Below are 19031 nucleotides of genomic sequence, written 5' to 3'. Positions count from 1 at the left end.
CCTAGTTCGGCGGCTGCTGGGGGTGCGGGTAGCCCGGCTGCGCCACCGGGTAGCCGGCCGGACCCGGGTACGGCTGCGCGAAGGCGGCCGGGCGGCCGCCCTTGACGACCGCGATCGCGACCAGGAGCCAGGAGAGGGCCGCGGCCACGTCGAACACGATGCCCACCACCAGGAAGATCAGCTGGATGTCGGCGATGGAGAGGTGCTCGGACCGGCTCCAGGTCGCCGCGTCCAACGCCACGAACTGCCACGCGATGCCCGCCACCGTCGTGGCGAGCATGACGGCGAAGGCGGCCACCATCAGGCCGGACACCCCCTTGGCGCGGCCCTTGACCGAGAAGACCAAGCCGAGCAGGCCCACGACCAGCAGCAGCACCCGGGGGATGATTTCGATGATCGTCAACGAAAACTGCGACATGCCTGTCCTCCACCGTTCGCCGCCGGAGGTCGGGACGTCCGGGCTGGGCCGCGTCGATCCTATTCGGTGACGGCGCTTCGCGTGGGGCGTTCGGCGAAGACGGTTTGAGGCGTTCGCTCCCGTGGTACTGACCGTAATCATCGCTGTCCCGCTTTGGAGGGTGCTCGTGCAGATCCAGGTCAACACCGACCACAACGTCCACGGCGGCGAGCGGCTGGCCGGCTTCGTCACCACCGACCTGGAGAACAACCTCTCCCGGTTCGGCGGGTGGTTGACCCGGGTGGAGGTGCACCTGAGCGAAGACGGCGGCGGCAAACCGGAAGACAAGAAGTGCGTGATCGAGGCGCGGCCCGGTGGCAAGCAGCCGATCGCGGTCACGCACCACGCGGCCACTGTGGACGATGCCTACGCCGGTGCGGCGCACAAATTGGGGCGGGTACTGGATTCCCGGTACGAGCGCGCGCACGACCACAAGGGCAGCGAAAGCATCCGGCACATGCCCGCGCCGGAGGACCCGGACCAGGTCGGCGTGCTCGACGAGCAGCGGGACTGACCGCCGGGCCGGCCCGGCTCCGCCTCGGGGCGGGAGCCGGGCCGGTGCCGGTTACTCGGTCGGGCAGCTGTCCGGGGCGCGCAACGCGCTCCAGGTGTGCGTGCCGACCCGGCCGTCGCTGACCAGGCCGGGCGGGCCGCAGACGGTGTAGGTGTCCGCCTGGAACGCCTTCACGGCCGACTCCGTGGCCGGGCCGAAGTCGCCGTCGACGCCCGACGAACCCACGCTGTACCCCCAGTGCAGCAGCAGGCACTGCACTTCCCGGACGCGGTTGCCGGTGTTGCCCCGGACGGTTTCCACCTTGCCCGAGTAGTAGCCGCACGACACCGCCGGGCTGACCTCCGGCGGGTGCAGCCGCCGGTCGGGCACGCTCGCCGCCGAGGCGGTGCCCGGGTGCGCCGCCGGCGTGGCCGCCTGCGCCGCCGGTGCCGCGACGAGCGCGGAAAGGATCATGGCGCCGTGGACGACGCCCCTGGTGATTCCCCGTGTGATCCGCATTCTCCGGTCCTTTCTCCCCCTGTTCGGCAGGGGTCGTCGGTCGGGACGCCTGGAGTCTCCCCTCGCGGAGGCGGCCGGTACGGGGCGTTCGATCCTCGTCGAAAGGGGGCGCGCGTTCTGGAGCGTGCGGCGTCGCTGATGCTGGTGGCACCCGACCGGCCCCGCCCACCGGCTACTCGGCGTGGGTCCGTCGAAAGCGGGTGCGCGTTTGAAGCCGGGCGCGCCGGCCGATGCCGTGGTGGACGACCGGGACCCGCGGGAGGAGCTGACCTGCTCGCCGCGCCGGTGGCGGTGGTGTCGAGGGCCGGTGCGTGCGGCGTCGCTGATGCCAGTGGCAGCTGACCGGCCTCGCCCACCGGCTGCTCGGCGCGGGTCCGGCGAAAGCGGGTGCGCGTTCTGAAGCCGGGCGCGCCGGCCGATGCCGTGGTGGACGACCGGGACCCGCGGGAGGAGCTGACCTGCTCGCCGCGCCGGTGGCGGTGGTGTCGCGGGCCGGTGCGTGCGGCGTCGCTGATGCTGGTGGCACCCGACCGGCCCCGCCCACCGGCTACTCGGCGTGGGTCCGCCGAAAGCGTGCGCGTCACCCGGACCGGTGGAGCAGTTGCAGGCCCAGCGGGGTGATGTGGTGCGACGCCACGGTGCCGTCCCGGTGGGTGGCGATCATGCCCGCGTCGCGCAGGATCGTCGTGTGGTGGGTGACCGTCGCCGGGGCCACGCCGGTGCGGCGGATCAGCTCGCGGGAGCTGCAGCCGTCCATCGCCAGCCGCAGGATCGCCGCGCGGGTGGTGCCGACCAGTGCACCGAGGTGGTCGCCCGGGCGGTGTTCCGGGGCGAGCAGCCGGGTGGTGGGGTCCAAGGGAAAGGTCAGCGTCGGGGGCAGTGCGGGGTCGGCGAGCGCGACCGGGCGCTGCAGGGAGAAGTAGCACGGCACGAGCCGCAGCCCGCGGCCGGCGAGCAGCAGGTCGCTGTCGACCACGTAGGGCAGCCTCAGCACCGGCGGCTCCCAGACCGCACCGGGTGCGATCCCGGTCAGCACCGCCTCGACGCCGTCGTGCCCGAGCGTGTGCAGCCGGCGGGCGAGGTCGGCGTGCCGGGCGGCTTCGACCACCGCCAGCCGCGGCTGCACGGCCGCCCGGTAGAACCCGCCCAGCGCCGCGCGCAGTCCGCGCAGGGCGGGCGCCCCGCCGCCGGCGATGGCGCGCAGCGGCGCCGATTCGCCGCCCAGCAAAGCCATTTCCGCCCGCAGCCGCGGCTTCGGCACGGACACCACCGCGTCGAGCGCGTCGTCGAGATCGTCGAATTCCCCCGCCGGGGTCAGGAAATCCGGGAAGTACTCCGCGTGCGGGGCGATGGGCAGCAGCGTGTGCAGGAGCCGCTGCAGCCGGGGTTCGGCGAACGCTTCCTGGCGGACCCGCCGCCGCCAGCCGTCGAAGTACAGGCCGCCTTCCCGGTGCTGCAACAGCTGCACCGCGTTCACGACCTCCCACATGTGGTCGATCCGCGACGCGAGCCGGGTGCGGCCCAGATCGACCTCGGTGAAATGAATGCGCAAGTACGGCATCGTGGTTCCCCCCTGGGTCTACGACTCCATGGGTGACATCGGATTCGCGCGCCATTTCGCTACCCGTGGCAGAAACGGCGGAGATTCGTCGGGCAAATTGGCGGATGCTCTTGTTTTCCGCTGCTTCGGACGCGATTCCGGCCGCCTGGCGCCGGTCGGGTAACCTCGGTGCCGTGTCGAGCCCCGAAGCGTCCAAGGCCGGGCTGCCGGTCTTCCCGGCGGCCCGATAACTTCCCGTTCCCGGGTCACCGGGTGACCACGAAATCGTCCTGTCGATCTCGTGTTCCCTGGAGCTTCCGTGCCTCTGTACCTCCTCGCCGTGGCCGTGTTCGCCATGGCGACGTCCGAATTCATGCTCGCCGGGCTCGTCCCCGGCATCGCCGCCGCCTTCGGCGTCTCGCTCGCGCAAGCCGGGCTGCTGACGTCCGCCTTCGCCGCCGGGATGGTCGCCGGAGCGCCGGTGGTGGCCGCGCTTTCGCGGTCGTGGCGGCGGCGCACCGCGCTGGTGTGCTTCCTCGCCGTCTTCGTCGCGATGCACGTCGTCGGCGGCCTCACGACGTCGTTCGGCGTCCTCGTCGCGACGCGGGTGGTGGCGGCCGTCGCCAACGCGGGGTTCCTCGCCGTCGCGTTGACCGTCGCCGCGGCCCTGGAACGGCCCGGCCGGGCGCTCGCCGTCCTGCTGGGCGGCACGACGGTGGCGTGCGTCGTCGGCATCCCCGGCGGGGCGCTGCTCGGGTGGCGGCCGGCGTTCTGGGCCGTCACGCTGCTGTGCCTGCCCGCGTTCGCGGCGCTCTGGTGGATCCCCGACACGGCGGCGGGCCCCAAGCCGGCCGGCCTCCGCGCCGAGCTGGCCGAGCTGCGGCCGCTGTCGGGGGTGCTGCTGACCGGCGCGCTCGTCAACGCGGCCACGTTCGGCGTCTTCACCTACCTGGCACCGGCGGCCGCGGGCGTCGCCCCGGTGCCGGTGGTGCTGGGCGCCTTCGGGGTGGGGTGCTTCGCCGGGATCACCGCGGCCGGCCGGCTCGCCGACCGGTGGCCCGGGCGGGTCGTCACCGTCGGCGGCCCGCTCCTGCTGGCCGGGTGGGTCGCGCTGGCCTTGACCGCGCAGGTCCCGGCGGCACTCGTGACGCTCGCCTTCACGCAAGGCGCGCTGTCCTTCGCGGTGGGCGGCACGGTGATCGCCCGGATCCTGCGGCTGGCCGAGGGCGCCCCGACGATGAAGGGGTCCTACGCGACGGCGGCGTTCAACGCCGGGGCCACGGCGGGTCCCGTGCTCGCCGGAGCCGTTGCGAGCCCGTTCTGGCCGGCCGCGGCGCTGGTCGCTGCGGCGTTGGTGGTTCACGCCTTGCGGCGTCGGATGTAGTGGGTGAAAGCCGGTGATGGCGATGCCGCGGCGACCATGCGGTCGGTGAGGGGGCGACGGTGGGTCCGGTGCTCGCCTTGGTCGCCGCGGCGCTGGTGGTTCACGCCTTGCGGCGTCGGATGTAGTGGGTGAAAGCCGGTGATGGCGATGCCGCGGCGACCATGTGGTCGGTGAGGGGGCGACGCCGGGTCCGGTGCTCGCCGCGGCGTTGGTGGTTCACCCCCGCCGGCGCCGGACGTAGTAGGTGATCAAGCCCGCGATCGCGACGATCGCGATGCCGCCCGCCACCATCCGGATGGTGAAGTCGAGGCCGATCAGCGGGCCCGCGGCGTTCGCGGCTCCGCTGACGAGCAGGACCAGCCAGAGGAGGATGGGGGCGGCGGTGGTGGTGGGGCGGGTTTCGGTCATGCCGGAAACGTTAGGGATCCGGCGGGCCGGGATCGATGCCGTCAGCACCCGGATGCGGGGTGGTGCCTGCGCTACCCCGCATCCCGCTGCAGGTAGGCCAGCACGGCCAGCACCCGCCGGTGCCCGCCTTCGTCGGAAGGCAAGCCGAGCTTCGCGAAGATGTTGCGGATGTGCTTGAGGACCGCGCCGTCGCTGACGACCAGCAGTTCCGCGATCGTGCCGTTGTTGTAGCCCTCGGCCATCAGCGCCAGCACCTCGCGCTCCCGGGCGGTCAACGCGGCCAGGGGGTCCGCGGCCCGGCGGCGGGCCATCAGCTGGCCGATCACCTCGGGGTCCATCGCCGTGCCGCCCTTGGCGACCCGCCGGAGCGCGTCGATGAACCGCTCGACCTTGCCGACGCGCTCCTTGAGCAGGTAGCCGACCCCGCCGACGCCGTCGGCGAGCAGCTCCACCGCGTAGCTCGTCTCCACGTGCGCGGACAGCACCAGCACCGGCAGTCCCGGGTGGATCTCCCGGGCGCGCACGGCGGCGCGCAGTCCTTCGTCGCGGTGGGTCGGGGGCATCCGCACGTCCATCACGACGGCGTCGGGCCGGTCGCCTTCGACGAACGCGAGGAAGTCCTCGGCGTTGTCCACCGCGGCGACCACCTCGATGCCCGACGTCTTCAGCAGCAGCGCGAGTCCTTCGCGCAGCAGCGCGTCGTCCTCGGCGATCACGACCCGCATGGCAGCTCCACTCGCAGCACGGTCGGCCCACCGGGTGGGCTGGTCAGGCTCAGCGTTCCGTCGAAGGCCTCGGCGCGGCGGCGGATCCCGGCGAGGCCGCTCCCGGCGGACTCGTCCGCGCCGCCGCGGCCGTCGTCGCGGATTTCCAGGCGCAGCAACCCCGGCGGGCCGCTCAGCGTGATGTCCACCCGGGACGCGTCGGCGTGCTTGGTCACGTTGGCCAGCGCCTCGGCGACGACGAAGTACGCGGCGGCCTCGACCGCGGCCGGGCGGCCGGTGTCGTCGGAAACGGTGACCGTGACCGGGACCGGGCTGCGCTCGCCCAGCGCGCGGACCGCGCCGGCCAGGCCGCGCTCGCTCAGCAGCGGCGGGTGGATGCTGCGGACCACCGTGCGCAGCTCGGCCAGCGCGTCGGTCGCCGTGTCCTGGGCCTTCACCAGCAGCTCGCGCGCGGTGGCCGGGTCGCGGTCGTAGAGCTGGCCGGCGACGCCCAGCTGCAGCACGACCGCCGCGATCCGGGCCTGCGTGCCGTCGTGCAGGTCGCGCTCGATGCGGCGCAGCTCGGCGCCGTGCGCCTCCAGCGCCGCCGCCCGCGTCGCGGTCAGTTCGGCGACCCGGTCGGCGAGGACCACGCCGGGGCCGGGGGCGAGCAACGACCGCGCGGTCCGGGCCTGCCGGCGCGCGGCGCGGGGGAGCAGCAGCGTCAACGCGGCGAAGGCGGCGCCGACGAGCAGCGTCAGCCCGGCGCGCGGCCACGAGTTCACCACCAGCCCGACGGACCCCTCGATCCCACCGGGCACCGCGGGCCACACGAAGGCCGTCACGAGCTGCTGGACCACGCCGAGCGGGAGCCCGATCGCCAGCGAGCCGAGGAACACCCCGGTCGCGGCGTGGACGGCCAGCCACGCGACGTCGCGGCGGGTGGCCGGGTCCTTCAGCGGGGAACCGTCCCGGTACGGCTCGGGGATCGGCGTGCCGAGCGCCCGCGCGGCCCGGCGGCGCTCGACGCCCACCGGCCACCGCGACAGCCGGATCGCCGGGGCCAGCGAAGGGATCCCGACGCCGAAGGGGCACAGCAGGAGCACGGCGACGAGCCCCATGAGGGCGAAGATCGACAGCAGCGAAGTGCCGGCGCCGACCACCAGGTAACGGACCGCCGACCAGCACTCGCGCAGGCGGGTCGTCACGCCGCCAGTGTCCCACCCCACCGCCGTGGTGGTGCTGGCGCTACCCCGGATCCACCCGTCCACGGGATCGAGCTCCCGGCCCCGCCCGCCTAGTTTTCGGTGCAAGGCAAGCAAAGGGGATTTCGATGACGACAGCGTATGCCGTGGAACTGGCCGGCGTGCGGAAGGTGTACGGCTCCGGTGACGGCGCCGTCACCGCGCTCGACGGCGTGTCGGCGGGGGTGGCGCGCGGCACGTTCACCGCGGTGATGGGGCCGTCCGGCTCCGGCAAGAGCACCTTCCTGCACTGCGCGGCCGGCCTGGACCGGCCGACGTCCGGGCGGGTGCTGCTGGGCGGCACCGAGATCGGCAAGATGAAGGAAGCCGAGCTGACGCGGCTGCGGCGCACCCGGATCGGGTTCGTCTTCCAGGCCTACAACCTGCTGCCGGCGCTGAACGTGCTGCAGAACATCACGCTCCCGCTGCGGCTCGCCGGCGAGAAGCCGGACCCGCGGTGGCTGCGCGAGGTCGTCGAGGGCGTGGGGATCGCGAAGCGGCTCGAGCACCGGCCGGCCGAGCTGTCCGGCGGGCAGCAGCAGCGCGTGGCGATCGCGCGAGCGCTGGTCACCCGGCCCGAGGTGGTGCTGGCCGACGAACCGACCGGTGCGCTGGACACCCGCACCGGGCGGCAGGTGCTGGACCTGCTCCGCGACGTCGTCGAGGGCATGGGGCAGACCGTCCTGATGGTCACCCACGACCCGGTCGCGGCTTCGGCCGCGCACGGCGTCCTGTTCCTGGCCGACGGCAAGCTGGCCGGTCACCTCCCGCACCCGACCCCCGAGCGGGTCGCGGAGCGGATGACGCACCTCGGGGAGTGGTGAGCGTGCTGTCCCTCGCCTGGCAGACGATCCGGAGCCGGCTCGGCGGGTTCGCCGGCGCCTTCATCGCGATCCTGTGCGGGACCGCCCTCGTGGCGGCCTGCGGCGTCCTCATGGAATCCGGCCTGCGCGCCGGGGTCCCCACCCAGCGCTACGCCGCCGCGGCCGTCGTCGTCGGCGGCGCCCAGACCGTCCGGCCGCCCGGGGCCGACGCCCTCTCGTTCGAGCAGGTCGGCGAGCAGCCCGCGGTCCCGGCCGAACTGGCCGGGCGGATCGCCGGGCTCCCCGGCGTGCGCACGGCGGTGGCGGAGCAGAGCTTCCCGGCGCGGGTCGTGACCGGCGACGGCCGCGTCCTCGGCGGCGCCGAGTCGCTGGGCCACAACTGGGACGCGGCCGTGCTGGCGCCCTTCACCCTGCGCGGCGGCCAGGCCCCCGCGGCGCCCGGCGAAGTCGTGCTCGACGCCGCGCTGGCGCGGGACGCCGGGGTCGGTGTCGGCGGCCAGGTCCGGATCGCGACGCGCTCGACGCCGTCGGTGTTCCGGGTGAGCGGGATCGTCGACGCGATGGCCCGGCAGCCGGCGGTGTTCTTCACCCCGGAAAAGGCCGTGGAGCTGGCCGGACGGCCCGGGCAGGCGCACGCGATCGGCGTGCTGGCCGACCCCGGCGTCGCCCCGGAGGCCCTCGCCGAGCGGGTGCGCGCGGTCGCGCCCGGCACCGAGGTGACCACCGGCGTCGAGCGCAGCAGCGTCGAATTCCTCGACGTCAGCCAGACGCGGACGCTGCTGCTGGCGATCGCGGGCTCGTTCGGCGGCTTCGCGCTGCTCGTCGCGGTGTTCGTCGTCGCGAGCACGCTGGCCCTGACCATCAACCAGCGGCGGCGGGAGTTCGCGCTGCTGCGCGCGGTCGCGGCGACCCCGCGGCAGATCCGCAAGCTCATCGGCACCGAAACGACGGTGATCGCGCTCGCCGCCGGCGTCCTCGGCAGCGTGCTGGGGCTCGCGGTCGCGTCCGGGCTGCGGGACGCCTTCGCCGCGATCGGCGTGGTCCCGGCCGACTTCGGCCTGGCCATCAGCCCGATCCCGCTCGTCGCCGCGCTCCTGCTCGGCCTGGGCGCGGCCCGGCTGGCCGCCTGGGCGGCGTCGCGGCGGCCGTCGACCATCAACCCGGTGGAGGCGCTGACCGAGGCCGCGGTGGAACGGCGGGAGCTCGGCCGCGCCCGGCTGATCACCGGCTGGAGCCTGGTGCTCGCCGGCTTCGGCGGCGCGCTGGTCCCGCTGTTCCTGCGCGGTGACGTGGCGACCGCCACCTCGACGATGTCGACGCTCGTCGTCGTGATCGGGCTGGCCGTGGTCGGCCCGCAGGTGACCGGCCTGGTGGTGCGGTTCCTCGCGCCGGTGCTGGCGCGGGTCTGGCGGATCAGCGGGTACCTGGCGGGCGCGAACGCGCACGCCAACGCCCGGCGCGTGGCCGCGGCCGTGACCCCGCTGATGCTGGCGGTGGCGTTCGCGCTGGCCACGTTCTACAGCCAGACGTCGAGCACCGAAGCCGCGCGGCAGGAGGCGGAGCGGTCGACGACCGCGGACTACGTGCTGGCCGGCCCGGGCGGGGTCTCGCCCGAGGTCGCGGCGGCGGTGCGGCGGGTGCCGGGCGTGGCCGTGGCGACGCCGGTGGTCCGGACGTCCGTGCTCACCGCGTCCACCGTGGGCGACAGCGTCGAGGTGCAGCGGAAGCCGGCGCAGGGTCTCGCGGCCGACCAGGCCGGGGGCGCGCTCGAACTCGGCGTCGACGCCGGGCGGCTCACCGACCTGACCGGCGACGCGGTGGCGCTGAGCCGCTCGGAAGCGGACTGGCTGGACAAGAAGCCCGGCGACGAGGTCGAGTTCTACTTCGGCGACGGCGTGCCGGCGAAGCTGCGGGTGGTGGCGACGTACACGCACGACCTGGCGTTCGGCGACTTCGTGCTGCCGGTCGAGCTGGCGCGGCAGCACACCGGCGGCCGCCTCGACGACTCGGTGCTGGTCCGGCGCGAACCGGGGGCGGACGCGGAAGCGGTGGCCTCGGCCCTGCGCGCGCTGCCGTACCCGGGTCTGGTGGTGGCCCCGGCGGCGTCGGCGTCCGCGCCGGAGGGCGGCGACCGGCAGGCGCAGTTCTACCTGAACCTGGTCGCGGTCGGCGTCATCGTGGGGTACCTGGCGATTTCGGTGGCCAACACGCTGGTGCTGACGACGGCGCAACGCGGCCGCGAATTCGCGCTGCTGCGGCTGGTGGGCACGACGCGCCGCCAGGTGACCCGCATGATGCGGCTCGAAGCGGTGGCCACGGTCGGGATCGCGGTGGTGCTCGGGACGCTCGTCGCGGTGGTGCCGCTCGCGCTGCTCAACGCCGGGCTGCGGGGAACCCCGCTGCCGGCCGGCCCGCTGTCCGTCTACTTCGGAATCACCGGCGGCGCGGTGCTGCTGGGGATGGTGGCGATCGGGGTCGCGACGAGGGTCGCGTTGCGCGCCAGGCCGATCGACGCGATCGGGCTGCGCGAATAAGGGGAGTGCGGGGCGGGCCGGGTGGCCCGCCCCGCACCGGTTCAGCAGGCCGCGCCGGTGTCCTCGCCGGTGTAGGACGACACGAGGTACTGCGTCGTCTGCCCGATCAGGGCCGCGGTGCCGGCGGCGACGCACTTTTCGCCGACCAGCGTCTTGAACGCACCGCCGTAGGTCAGGGAATAGACCTTGATCTTCGTGGCGGCGGAACCGCAGTTGCCCCAGTGGTAGTCGCGCGCGCTGGGCCCGGCCGCCCCCTGCGTCGCGTAGTTGCCGCAGGTGACCGACTCCGACGCGGACGCCGGGCCGGCCACCAGGGGCAGGGCCGCGAAGGCCAGTCCGAGTGCCGCCGTCGCCGCAATGCGTTTCATCGTGGAACCCCCCGTTGGGTAGGAAACAGTGCGGTGCCGACGCTAGCGCTTTCCGGGCGCGGCAATTCCCCCTGAATTCATAGGGGTTGACGGAAAGACCGGGCCGCGGGAGCATCGAAACTTTCCGAAAGTTATTGCCCCACCGCCGGTGCAGCTCGCATGCTTTCGCCATCCCCAGTCCTCGACGAGGAGGAAGCATGCTCACCAAGAAACGCGGCCGCGGCAGGGTGTTCGCCGGTGGCGCCGTTCTCGCGCTGATCGCCGCATTCCTGCCCGGCACCGCCAGGGCCGACACCGTCATCACCACCAGCCAGACCGGGAACAACAACGGGTACTACTACTCGTTCTGGACCGACGGTGGCGGCTCGGTCAGCATGACGCTCGGCTCGGGCGGCAACTACCGGATGAACTGGAGCAACGTCGGGAACTTCGTCGGCGGCAAGGGCTGGAGCAACGGCAGCCGCCGCACGGTGAACTACTCCGGCAGCTTCAACCCCTCCGGCAACGGCTACCTGGCGCTCTACGGCTGGACGTCCAACCCGCTGGTCGAGTACTACATCGTCGACAACTGGGGCACCTACCGGCCCACCGGGACGTACAAGGGCACGGTGACCAGCGACGGCGGTACCTACGACATCTACCAGACGACCCGCTACAACGCGCCGTCCGTCGAAGGGACCAAGACGTTCAACCAGTACTGGAGCGTCCGGCAGCAGAAGAAGACCGGCGGCACCATCACCACCGGCAACCACTTCGACGCATGGGCCCGTTACGGCATGCGGATGGGCAGCTTCAACTACTACATGATCCTCGCCACCGAGGGTTACCAGAGCAGCGGCAACTCGAACCTGACGGTGGGCTGATGATGCGTGCCACGAGGATTGTGCTGACCGCCGCGGTGCTGGCGGCGGCGAGCGTGTGCGCGGGTGCGCCGGCCCAGGCGGCGGCGTGCGGCGGGTACGTCGGCCTGACGTTCGACGACGGGCCGTCGTCGGGCAAGACCCCGGCGCTGCTGAACGCGTTGCGGCAGAACGGGTTGCGGGCCACGATGTTCAACGAGGGCCAGTACGCGGCCGCGTACCCGGCCCAGGTCCGCGCGCAGGTGAGCGCGGGGATGTGGGTGGGCAACCACAGCTACACGCACCCGCACCTGACCCAGCAGAGCCAGGCCCAGGTCGACTCGGAGATTTCCCGCACGCAGCAGGCGATCGCGGCCGCGGGCGGCGGCACGCCCCGGCTGTTCCGCCCGCCGTACGGGGAAACGAACGGGACGGTCCAGGCGGTGGAAGCGAAGTACGGCCTCCGCCAGATCATCTGGGACGTCGATTCCCAGGACTGGAACAACGCGAGCGTCGACGCGATCGTCCAGGCCAACGGGCGGCTGCAGAACGGCCAGATCATCCTGATGCACGAGTGGCCGGCCAACACCTTGACGGCGATTCCGCGCATCGCGCAGAACCTGGCGAGCCGGGGCCTGTGCGCGGGGATGATCTCGCCGTCGACGGGCCGGGCGGTGGCGCCGGGCTGACCGGGTTCAGTCGACGTACCACTCGACGCGCGCCGAGGCCGGCCCCAGTGGGCGGACCTCGGCGCACGTCTGGTGGGTCACCAGGAGCCCGACCGTCCGGCAGAAGCGGGGCGCCCGCGTGATGTCGCTCTCCGGCGCCGGCGTGAAGTTCTCGGCCGTCAGGTACCCGGCCACCACTTCCGGAGCCCGGTCGCCGGTGGCCGTCAGGACCCGCCAGCAGCCGCCCGAACCGCAGCCGATGTCCTGCGCGATCCGCAGCCCCGGTGGACCGGGCGACACGCCTTCGGCGCCGGGGGCGGCCTGCCAGCCGGTGACCAGGACCCCGAAGGTGACGGCGAACCCGGTGAGCACCACGGCCGTGAGCCGCCCGAAGTTCCGCCGTTCGAGGGCCGCCCACGCGACCGCGGCCACGAGCGGGTACAGCCAGTACACCTCGATCGCCGCCGGGACCCACCGGCCGGTCGCGTCCAGTTCGCGGGGGAGCACGAACCACGCCAGCAGGACCACCAAGACCACGCCGGTCCACGGTGAGCGGGGCGAGTACGCCCAAACGAGGATCGGTAGCAGGCCGAAGACCGCCGCGAAGGGGTCGTTCCGCGCGAAGGGGACCACGGCGATCGCCGCCGCCACGAGCGCCACGCGCCACCCATGGGTTCGCACGTGTTCACGAGTCAGCACCCCGGCATTGTCATCCACAGTGGACCCCACCCGGCCGGTGGTAGCGTTTCCGGGGCAACCGGGAGGGGACCATGGGCGAGCCGCGGCCGATCGGGGTGATCGTGGCCGATGACCAGCAGGCCGTGCGCGAAGGGCTGGCCGCGCTGCTGGACCTGCTCGACGACGTCGAGGTGACCGGGACCGCGGCGGACGGCGCGCAGGCGCTCGAACTCGTCTCGCGGCTCGAACCCGACGTCGTGCTGATGGACCTCAACATGCCCGTGCTGAGCGGGGTCGAAGCGACCCGGCGGATCACCCGGGACCACCCGGGCGTCGCCGTCGTGGTGCTGACGACGTACGCCGACGACGCCTCGATCGCCGGCGCGGTGGCCGCCGGGGCGCGCGGGTACCTGACCAAGGACGCGGGCCGCGCCGAAATCGGGGCCGCGCTGCGGGCCGTGGCCGCGGGGCAGCTGACGTTCGGTGCCGAGGTCTCGCACCGGGTCGCCGGCGCGCTGCTCGGCCCGGGCGCGCGGAAAGCCGCCCCGCGCCGGGAAAGCCCGCCGGACGGGCTCACCGCCCGCGAGGCCGAAGTGCTCGGCCTGATCACCGCCGGGCTGAGCAACGGCGAGATCGCGGCCGCGCTGTTCGTCGCCGAGACGACCGTGAAAACGCACATCAACAACGCGTTCGCCAAGATCGGCGCCCGCAACCGGATCGAGGCCATGCGCTACGCCGTGCGGCACGGCCTCGACCACGACTGAAGGTCACGATTTGCCGCGCTCGTTCAGGACTGCGCCGTCGGTTACCGATCCGACCACAGCCACGGCCGGATCGGCCCGCGACAACGGTTGCGTGACGTTGCGGCGGCGGCCTACTTTTGGCCGGATCGGTAACGAAGCGCTTTGCCGCCGGCCTCCTTCGCCCGGTCGTACCGGCCCGCTTTCTTGAGCGCGAACACGACCACGCCGAGCAGCAGGATCAACAACAGGATCCCGCCGCCGATGATGGCGAAACGGAGCAGCATGAAACCGAGTACTTCACCCATCGCGGATTCCCCTTCCCCCGGTGCCGCTCGCTGCGGCACCCGGCGAGGAGGAAGATAACGCCGGTCACGGGTGGAAGAGGACCTCCGCGGGGTGGAGATCCGGGTGGAGACGCCGCACGCAGGTCACTCGGCGACTCTGGTGCGCCCGCACCAGGCGAACACCGGTACCGGGTCGCCCGCGGTGCCCGTCGTGAACTCGCCTTCGTGGGAGAAGTGCTCGTAGCCGGCGCCGAAGCTGACCTTCGCGACTTCGCCGATGCTGCCGACCGTCCATTCACGGTGCCGCTCGATCAGCTCGGCGGGACCACCGGAAAGCGTCACTTTGATGTTCGTCATGATTGATTCTCCGTGGGCTCGTCTACGCGGAGGAAAGCAGGAAATGTGGCCTGCGTCTCTTCGACGATGCCTGACGGTCGTTCGCCGTGTCAAGATGTCCGGCTCCTATCCGGGAAATGACCAGAACAGGGGTTGACCCGGAATTTGTAAGGGTTTTCTCCGAACGGGGGATAGGGGTTGCTTCAGCCCAGGACGGCCGGGTCCGCGCCCCAGCCGGGGTCGCCGGTGGCGGCGAACCGCACCCACGCGCCGTTGACTTCGCGGGCCAGCTCCGCCGGGGCGCCGGGGCCGGTGAACGACGTCGAGGCGGCCAGGGAATCGAACACGAACGGCAGTTCCATGCCGTGGCACGCGCCGAGCTCCGGCGCCTGCCACGCGAAGTCGTACCGGAACGACCGGCCCTGGTGAGCGGCCACGAGCTCCGCGACGCCGTCGCGGAAGACCAGGTCGGTCATGGCCTCGACGAACACCTCGCCCGCCGTCCGGCCCGCCCCGAGGCCGTAGCGCCCGAGCACGCCTGCCGCGTCCGGGTGCGACGCCGACAGCATGGCCACCGCCTGCTCCTCGGTGAGCACGTCGAGCAGGCCGCTCGGGCCGAAGTACAGGCGCATCTCCTCGCGGCAGGCACCCGCGACCAGGTCGACCCCGGCGCCCGCGCCGTCCCGGATCGCCGCGCCGGGGTGAGCGGGCAGGACGTCGTCGCCGACCAGGGGCAGGAACGGGCTGAGGCCGAACCCGTGGTCCCGGCCGCCGGTGTCGCGCAGGTCGGGCGTGCCGCCGGGCTTCAGGAGCGCGTCCTGCGCTCCGAGCAGCCGCTCGGTCGGCAGCTCCCGGAACGCCGCGGCGGTCGGTTCGGCGCCCAGCCCGGCCGACACGGCCTTCGTGAGCCGGTCGAGCTCCGCGCGCCCGCGCACCAGGTTCATATGTCCGCTTTGGACGATCGCGCGGCGGAAAAGTCCTTCGGAGAGCGGGGAACCGAGCAGGCAGGCGACGCTGATCGCGCCCGCGGACTCGCCGAAGAGCGTGACGTTGCCGGGATCGCCGCCGAACGCGGCGATGGTGTCCCGGACCCACCGCAGCGCGGCCAGCTGGTCGCGCAGGCCGAGGTTGGTCGCGCCGTCGAGCGGGAGGAAGCCGTCGATGCCGAGCCGGTACTGCACGGTGACCAGCACCGCGCCGGCGCCCGTGAACGCCGTCCCGTCGTACACGGGTGCCGAGCCGGTGCCGCCGATGAACGCGCCACCGTGCAGGAACACCAGCACCGGCAGGTTCCCGGCGCCCGGGTCCGGCGTCCAGACGTCGGCGGTCAGGTACTCCGGGCCCGGCCGCCAGCCGTCGCCGACGACGGCCGACAGGTCGAGGCCCGGGATCTCGCGGTGCCGCTGCGGGGCGGTGGGCCCGGCGGCGCGGGCGTCCCGCACGCCGTCCCAGGCCGGGGCCGGGGCGGGCGGGGCGAACCGCAGCGCGCCCTCGGGCGCGGCGGCGTACGGGATGCCGCGGAAGCGGAACCCGGTGGCGGTGGCTTCGCCGCGGACCTGACCGGCGTGCGTGCGGACGATCATGCGGGTGTCCCTTCGGGGAAGACCTTGCCGGGGTTGAGGATCCCGTGCGGGTCGAGGGCGTTCTTGATCGCGCGGTGCAGGTCCAGCACCTCCGGGCCGAGCTCGCGGGCCAGCCCGGGCCGCTTGAGCAGGCCGACGCCGTGCTCGCCGGTGACCGTGCCGCCGAGGTCGAGCGCGTCGGCGATGATGTCTTCGAACGCCGCCTGCGCGTTGGCGCGCGCGGTGTCGTCGCCGGCCGGGGTGACGAGCAGCGGGTGCAGGTTGCCGTCGCCGATGTGCGCCACGTTCGCGATGTGCACGCCGTGCCGCCGCCCCGCCGCGTCGATCCGGGCGAGCATTTCGGGCACGGCCTGGGTGGGGACGCAGACGTCCTCGGTGAGCAGCGGCCCGAGCCGTTCCAGCGCGGGGTAGGCCAGCCGGCGCGCGGCGAACAGCGCGTCCGCCTCGGCCTGGTCGGTCGACTGCGCGGCCCACGTCGCGCCGGCCTGCTCGAAGCACGCCAGGATCTCCGCGGCTTCGTGCTCGCCGAGGGCACCCGGTGCGTCGGTGCGGGCGAGGAGCACGACTTCGGCGTCGGCGCTCAAGCCCATGTTCTTCCACGCGTCCACCGCGGCCAGGCAGTGCCGGTCGACGAGCTCCAGCGCCGAAGGCAGCACACCGGCCGCGGCGATCGCGGCGGCCGCGCGCCCGGCGTCCACAGTGGACCCGAAGTAGCCGGCGACGGTGCGCTCGGCGGCGCGGGCGGGCCGCAGCCGGACGGTGACCTCGGTGACCACGCCCAGCGTGCCCTCGGAGCCGACCAGCAGCCCGGTCAGGTCGTAGCCCGCGACGCCCTTGGCGGTGCGGCGGCCGAGCCGGACGAGCTCGCCGGTGCCGGTGACGACCTGCAGCCCCAGCACGTAGTCGCGGGTGACGCCGTACTTGACGCAGCAGACGCCACCGGCGTTGGTGGCGACGTTCCCGCCGATCGTCGACCACGGCGAGCTGGCCGGGTCGGGCGGGTACCAGAGGCCGTGCTCCGCGCACGCGGCCCGCAGGTCGTCGTTGACGACCCCGGGCTCGACCACGGCGTACCGCTCCGGCTCGTTGATCTCCTTGACGGCGGTGAGCCGGTCGGTGACCAGCACGACGCAGCCGTCGACGGCGTTCGCCCCGCCGGACAGCCCGGTCCCGGCGCCGCGGGTGACGAGCGGCGTGCGGGTGCGCAGGCAAGCCCGGACCACGGCCTGGACCTCCTCGGCCGTGTGCGGCCGGACGACCACGGCGGGGTGCGCGTACGGCGCCCATTCGGCCTCGTCGTGGGCGAAGCTCCGCACGACGTCGGGGTCGCGGACCAGCCGGTCGTCGGGCAGCGCGGCGGTCAGATCGTAGATCAGCACCTCCGGAACCTATCCGACGCACCCCGCGGGACGTGCGTTTCGCACGGGCAATCGAGGAGACGTTCCCCTTGACGAAGAGCTGCCACCCTGATCCGCAGCTTCCTCTCCGAGTGGTGAAATTCCCGACTGGGGTGGTGAAATGAAACTGCTAGCCCTGCTCCACAGCCCCGCGGCCAGTGGTGGTGACACGACGACGCGGCGGATCGCCGGGCACCTGTCCGCCGGCGGGCACGCGGTCCGGCTCGAGCCCCACGAGGCCGCCGTGTCCGCGGTGGCCGAGGACGGCGACGTGCTCGCGATGGTCGGCACGCACGCCCTCCTGAGCGGCAGCACGTTCCTCGAGATCGGCCTCCCGTACGTGCTCGTCCTGGGCGGCACGGACCTCAACGAGTACGCGCTGGAACCGGTGTTCCACCAGGTGATGACCCAGGCGGTCGAGCGCGCCGCCGGCCTGGTCGCGTTCAACGACGACTTCGTCCGGCGCAGCCGCGAGCTGTGGCCGCAGGTCGCCGACAAGGTGCGGTGCATCCCGCAGGGTGTCGAGACCACGCCGTCGGACTACTCGCTGCGCCGCGCGCTCGGCGTCGGCGCCGACGCGAAGCTGCTGCTCCTGCCCGCGGGGCTGCGGCCGGTCAAGGACCCGCTGTTCGCGATCGACTGCGTCAAGCAGCTGCACGAAGAGGACGAGCGCGTCCGGCTCGTCATCGCCGGCGTCTCCTACGACGAGGACTACGAGGCCATGGTGCGGCGGCGCTGCGGGGACAGCCCGGCGGTGCGGTACGTCGGCGCGCTGGACCGCGACGACCTGCACGCCGCCATGCGCGAGGCGACCGCGGTGCTCAACACCTCGACGTCGGAGTGCAGCCCGAACGCGCTGCTCGAAGCGATGGACGTCGGCTGCCCGGTCGTCGTGCGGGACATCCCCGGCAACACGTGCCTGGTCGAGCACGACGCCACCGGCCTGGTGTTCGCCGACCGCGACGGCCTGCGCACCCAGGTGCGGCGGCTGCTCGACGACGACGTGCTGGCCCGGCGGCTGCGGCGCAACGGCCGGGAGCACGTCCGGCGCACCCACGGCATGCCCGCCGAGCGGGCGGCGTACGCCGCGGTGTTCCGCGACCTGCTCGACGACCTGCCGCTCGTGGTGGACGTGCCGGGGCGCGACCGGGTCGTGCGCGCCAACGGCGTCGACCTCTGCGTGCAGACCTTCGGTGACCCGGCGGACCCGGCGATCCTGCTGGTGGCCGGGTCGGGCGCGTCGATGCTGGCGTGGGACGCCGGGTTCTGCGAACTGCTCGCCGCCGGGTCCCGGTACGTCATCCGCTACGACCACCGCGACACCGGCCGGTCGGTGCACCACCCGCCCGGCGAGCCGCCCTACGAGCTGCGTGACCTGGCCGCGGACGCGCTCGGCGTGCTCGACGCGCTCGGCGTCGAGCGCGCGCACGTCGTCGGGATTTCGCTCGGCGGGATGATCGCGCAGGTCGCGGCGCTGGCCGAGCCGGCGCGGATCGCGTCGCTGACGCTGGTGGCCACCAGCCCCGGCGAGGGTGCGGACGGCCCCGACCTGCCGCCGCCGGCGCTGCGCGTGCTGACCGCGCTGGCCGACGTCGAGCCGCCGGACTGGACCGACCGCGACTCGGTCGTCGAACACCTGGTGGCCGGAGCGAGGCTCCTCGCCGGGCGGGACTTCGACGAGCACGCGCACCGGCGGGTGGCGGCCCGGGTGTTCGCCCGCGCCGGCGGCACGCTCGAGTCCGCGGGCAACCACGCCTACCTCGACCACGGCGCGCCGTGGCGGCCCCGGCTCGGCCGGATCACCGCGCCGACGCTGGTGGTCCACGGCGCCGACGACCCGATCCACCCCGTCGCCCACGCGCACGCGCTGGCGGCGGCGATCCCCGGCGCGGCACTGCGGATCCTCGACCGCGCCGGCCACGAACTGTCCGAAGTGGACTGGCCGGAGCTGGTCCCGGCCCTCGTCCGCCACACCTCCGGCTCCGAAGGGCGGCTTCCCCGTGCAACCACACCCCTGTGACTGCAGCC

The 19031-nt window shown here is 73.5% G+C and carries 20 protein-coding genes; 8 read left to right on the top strand and 12 right to left on the bottom strand.

Annotated elements, in window-relative coordinates; genetic code table 11:
* Position 1: 1 nt before the first annotated feature.
* On the bottom strand, positions 2–418 hold the full coding sequence (locus ACLJQM_RS38720; RefSeq protein WP_360778829.1) for a hypothetical protein: 417 nt from the start codon (positions 416–418) through the stop codon (positions 2–4).
* Positions 419–578: 160 nt separating this feature from the next.
* Between ACLJQM_RS38720 and ACLJQM_RS38715 the strand changes: the two genes are divergently transcribed.
* Complete coding sequence (locus ACLJQM_RS38715) at positions 579–971, top strand: HPF/RaiA family ribosome-associated protein (protein ID WP_410635311.1); 393 nt, start codon at positions 579–581, stop codon at positions 969–971.
* Positions 972–1022: 51 nt separating this feature from the next.
* On the opposite strand, the gene ACLJQM_RS38710 is transcribed toward ACLJQM_RS38715, so the two are convergent.
* Together ACLJQM_RS38710 and ACLJQM_RS38705 are read right to left on the bottom strand one after the other, a co-directional pair.
* The gene (locus ACLJQM_RS38710; RefSeq protein WP_360778822.1) at positions 1023–1469 is read right to left on the bottom strand and encodes a peptidoglycan-binding domain-containing protein; all 447 of its coding nucleotides are present in this window, start codon (positions 1467–1469) and stop codon (positions 1023–1025) included.
* A gap of 580 nt (positions 1470–2049) precedes the next feature.
* The gene (locus ACLJQM_RS38705) at positions 2050–3021 is read right to left on the bottom strand and encodes an ArsR/SmtB family transcription factor (RefSeq protein ID WP_410635310.1); all 972 of its coding nucleotides are present in this window, start codon (positions 3019–3021) and stop codon (positions 2050–2052) included.
* Positions 3022–3310: 289 nt separating this feature from the next.
* On the opposite strand from ACLJQM_RS38705, the gene ACLJQM_RS38700 reads away from it, so the two are divergent.
* Positions 3311–4393, top strand: a complete 1083-nt coding sequence (locus ACLJQM_RS38700; RefSeq protein ID WP_410635308.1) for an MFS transporter — start codon at positions 3311–3313, stop codon at positions 4391–4393.
* Positions 4394–4609: 216 nt separating this feature from the next.
* Here ACLJQM_RS38700 and ACLJQM_RS38695 read toward each other — a convergent pair whose 3' ends face one another.
* The 3 genes from ACLJQM_RS38695 to ACLJQM_RS38685 form a co-directional block, all read right to left on the bottom strand.
* Entirely contained in the window at positions 4610–4801 is a 192-nt protein-coding gene (locus ACLJQM_RS38695; RefSeq protein ID WP_247014066.1) for a hypothetical protein, read from the bottom strand.
* Between the two features lie 71 nt (positions 4802–4872).
* Positions 4873–5526, bottom strand: coding sequence for a response regulator (locus ACLJQM_RS38690; protein WP_247014064.1), 654 nt, complete (start codon positions 5524–5526; stop codon positions 4873–4875).
* Positions 5514–6713, bottom strand: a complete 1200-nt coding sequence (locus tag ACLJQM_RS38685) for a sensor histidine kinase (RefSeq protein WP_360778812.1) — start codon at positions 6711–6713, stop codon at positions 5514–5516. Before ACLJQM_RS38685 ends, ACLJQM_RS38690 begins: the two co-directional genes overlap by 13 nt.
* 125 nt (positions 6714–6838) lie before the next feature.
* On the opposite strand from ACLJQM_RS38685, the gene ACLJQM_RS38680 reads away from it, so the two are divergent.
* Complete coding sequence (locus tag ACLJQM_RS38680) at positions 6839–7573, top strand: ABC transporter ATP-binding protein (protein WP_410635306.1); 735 nt, start codon at positions 6839–6841, stop codon at positions 7571–7573.
* Complete coding sequence (locus ACLJQM_RS38675) at positions 7567–10107, top strand: ABC transporter permease (protein ID WP_410635305.1); 2541 nt, start codon at positions 7567–7569, stop codon at positions 10105–10107. The genes ACLJQM_RS38680 and ACLJQM_RS38675 overlap by 7 nt, the downstream gene beginning before the upstream one ends.
* A 41-nt stretch (positions 10108–10148) precedes the next feature.
* Here ACLJQM_RS38675 and ACLJQM_RS38670 read toward each other — a convergent pair whose 3' ends face one another.
* The gene (locus ACLJQM_RS38670) at positions 10149–10475 is read right to left on the bottom strand and encodes a hypothetical protein (protein ID WP_360778803.1); all 327 of its coding nucleotides are present in this window, start codon (positions 10473–10475) and stop codon (positions 10149–10151) included.
* 197 nt (positions 10476–10672) lie between these two features.
* On the opposite strand from ACLJQM_RS38670, the gene ACLJQM_RS38665 reads away from it, so the two are divergent.
* Both ACLJQM_RS38665 and ACLJQM_RS38660 read left to right on the top strand, forming a co-directional pair.
* Positions 10673–11338 (top strand): glycoside hydrolase family 11 protein, encoded by a 666-nt coding sequence (locus ACLJQM_RS38665; RefSeq protein ID WP_360778801.1) that lies wholly within the window; start codon positions 10673–10675, stop codon positions 11336–11338.
* On the top strand, positions 11338–12003 hold the full coding sequence (locus ACLJQM_RS38660; RefSeq protein ID WP_247014052.1) for a polysaccharide deacetylase family protein: 666 nt from the start codon (positions 11338–11340) through the stop codon (positions 12001–12003). Before ACLJQM_RS38665 ends, ACLJQM_RS38660 begins: the two co-directional genes overlap by 1 nt.
* A 6-nt stretch (positions 12004–12009) precedes the next feature.
* Here ACLJQM_RS38660 and ACLJQM_RS38655 read toward each other — a convergent pair whose 3' ends face one another.
* Positions 12010–12642 (bottom strand): hypothetical protein, encoded by a 633-nt coding sequence (locus ACLJQM_RS38655; RefSeq protein ID WP_410635303.1) that lies wholly within the window; start codon positions 12640–12642, stop codon positions 12010–12012.
* Positions 12643–12752: 110 nt separating this feature from the next.
* Here ACLJQM_RS38655 and ACLJQM_RS38650 point away from each other — a divergent pair, with 110 nt between their 5' ends.
* The gene (locus ACLJQM_RS38650) at positions 12753–13424 is read left to right on the top strand and encodes a response regulator transcription factor (protein ID WP_360778795.1); all 672 of its coding nucleotides are present in this window, start codon (positions 12753–12755) and stop codon (positions 13422–13424) included.
* A 110-nt stretch (positions 13425–13534) separates the two neighbouring features.
* Here the strand turns inward: ACLJQM_RS38650 and ACLJQM_RS38645 are convergent, their stop codons facing one another.
* The 4 genes from ACLJQM_RS38645 to ACLJQM_RS38630 form a co-directional block, all read right to left on the bottom strand.
* Positions 13535–13708 (bottom strand): hypothetical protein, encoded by a 174-nt coding sequence (locus ACLJQM_RS38645; protein ID WP_360778792.1) that lies wholly within the window; start codon positions 13706–13708, stop codon positions 13535–13537.
* Between the two features lie 123 nt (positions 13709–13831).
* Complete coding sequence (locus ACLJQM_RS38640; protein WP_247014044.1) at positions 13832–14044, bottom strand: DUF5988 family protein; 213 nt, start codon at positions 14042–14044, stop codon at positions 13832–13834.
* 182 nt (positions 14045–14226) lie between these two features.
* Positions 14227–15606, bottom strand: coding sequence for a carboxylesterase/lipase family protein (locus tag ACLJQM_RS38635; RefSeq protein ID WP_410635301.1), 1380 nt, complete (start codon positions 15604–15606; stop codon positions 14227–14229).
* Entirely contained in the window at positions 15603–16985 is a 1383-nt protein-coding gene (locus tag ACLJQM_RS38630; protein WP_410635300.1) for an FAD-binding oxidoreductase, read from the bottom strand. Before ACLJQM_RS38630 ends, ACLJQM_RS38635 begins: the two co-directional genes overlap by 4 nt.
* Positions 16986–17124: 139 nt before the next feature.
* On the opposite strand from ACLJQM_RS38630, the gene ACLJQM_RS38625 reads away from it, so the two are divergent.
* Positions 17125–19023, top strand: a complete 1899-nt coding sequence (locus ACLJQM_RS38625; RefSeq protein ID WP_360778783.1) for an alpha/beta fold hydrolase — start codon at positions 17125–17127, stop codon at positions 19021–19023.
* Positions 19024–19031: the final 8 nt, after the last annotated feature.

It is taken from the genome of Amycolatopsis sp. cmx-4-83 (assembly GCF_046548815.1).
Classification (GTDB): domain Bacteria; phylum Actinomycetota; class Actinomycetes; order Mycobacteriales; family Pseudonocardiaceae; genus Amycolatopsis; species Amycolatopsis pretoriensis_A.
The sequence above is the reverse complement of the archived record's forward strand: the minus strand, read 5'-3'. Positions and strand labels throughout refer to the sequence as shown.

Excerpts from the sequence above, each read along its gene's own strand:
- ACLJQM_RS38625 (WP_360778783.1), top strand. The coding sequence starts at position 17,125 with ATGAAACTGCTAGCCCTGCTCCACAGCCCCGCGGCCAGTGGTGGTGAC.
- ACLJQM_RS38640 (WP_247014044.1), bottom strand. The coding sequence starts at position 14,044 with ATGACGAACATCAAAGTGACGCTTTCCGGTGGTCCCGCCGAGCTGATC.
- ACLJQM_RS38695 (WP_247014066.1), bottom strand. The coding sequence starts at position 4,801 with ATGACCGAAACCCGCCCCACCACCACCGCCGCCCCCATCCTCCTCTGG.
- ACLJQM_RS38720 (WP_360778829.1), bottom strand. The coding sequence starts at position 418 with ATGTCGCAGTTTTCGTTGACGATCATCGAAATCATCCCCCGGGTGCTG.
- ACLJQM_RS38680 (WP_410635306.1), top strand. The coding sequence starts at position 6,839 with ATGACGACAGCGTATGCCGTGGAACTGGCCGGCGTGCGGAAGGTGTAC.
- ACLJQM_RS38650 (WP_360778795.1), top strand. The coding sequence starts at position 12,753 with ATGGGCGAGCCGCGGCCGATCGGGGTGATCGTGGCCGATGACCAGCAG.
- ACLJQM_RS38635 (WP_410635301.1), bottom strand. The coding sequence starts at position 15,606 with ATGATCGTCCGCACGCACGCCGGTCAGGTCCGCGGCGAAGCCACCGCC.
- ACLJQM_RS38665 (WP_360778801.1), top strand. The coding sequence starts at position 10,673 with ATGCTCACCAAGAAACGCGGCCGCGGCAGGGTGTTCGCCGGTGGCGCC.
- ACLJQM_RS38690 (WP_247014064.1), bottom strand. The coding sequence starts at position 5,526 with ATGCGGGTCGTGATCGCCGAGGACGACGCGCTGCTGCGCGAAGGACTC.
- ACLJQM_RS38670 (WP_360778803.1), bottom strand. The coding sequence starts at position 10,475 with ATGAAACGCATTGCGGCGACGGCGGCACTCGGACTGGCCTTCGCGGCC.
- ACLJQM_RS38660 (WP_247014052.1), top strand. The coding sequence starts at position 11,338 with ATGATGCGTGCCACGAGGATTGTGCTGACCGCCGCGGTGCTGGCGGCG.
- ACLJQM_RS38710 (WP_360778822.1), bottom strand. The coding sequence starts at position 1,469 with ATGCGGATCACACGGGGAATCACCAGGGGCGTCGTCCACGGCGCCATG.
- ACLJQM_RS38645 (WP_360778792.1), bottom strand. The coding sequence starts at position 13,708 with ATGGGTGAAGTACTCGGTTTCATGCTGCTCCGTTTCGCCATCATCGGC.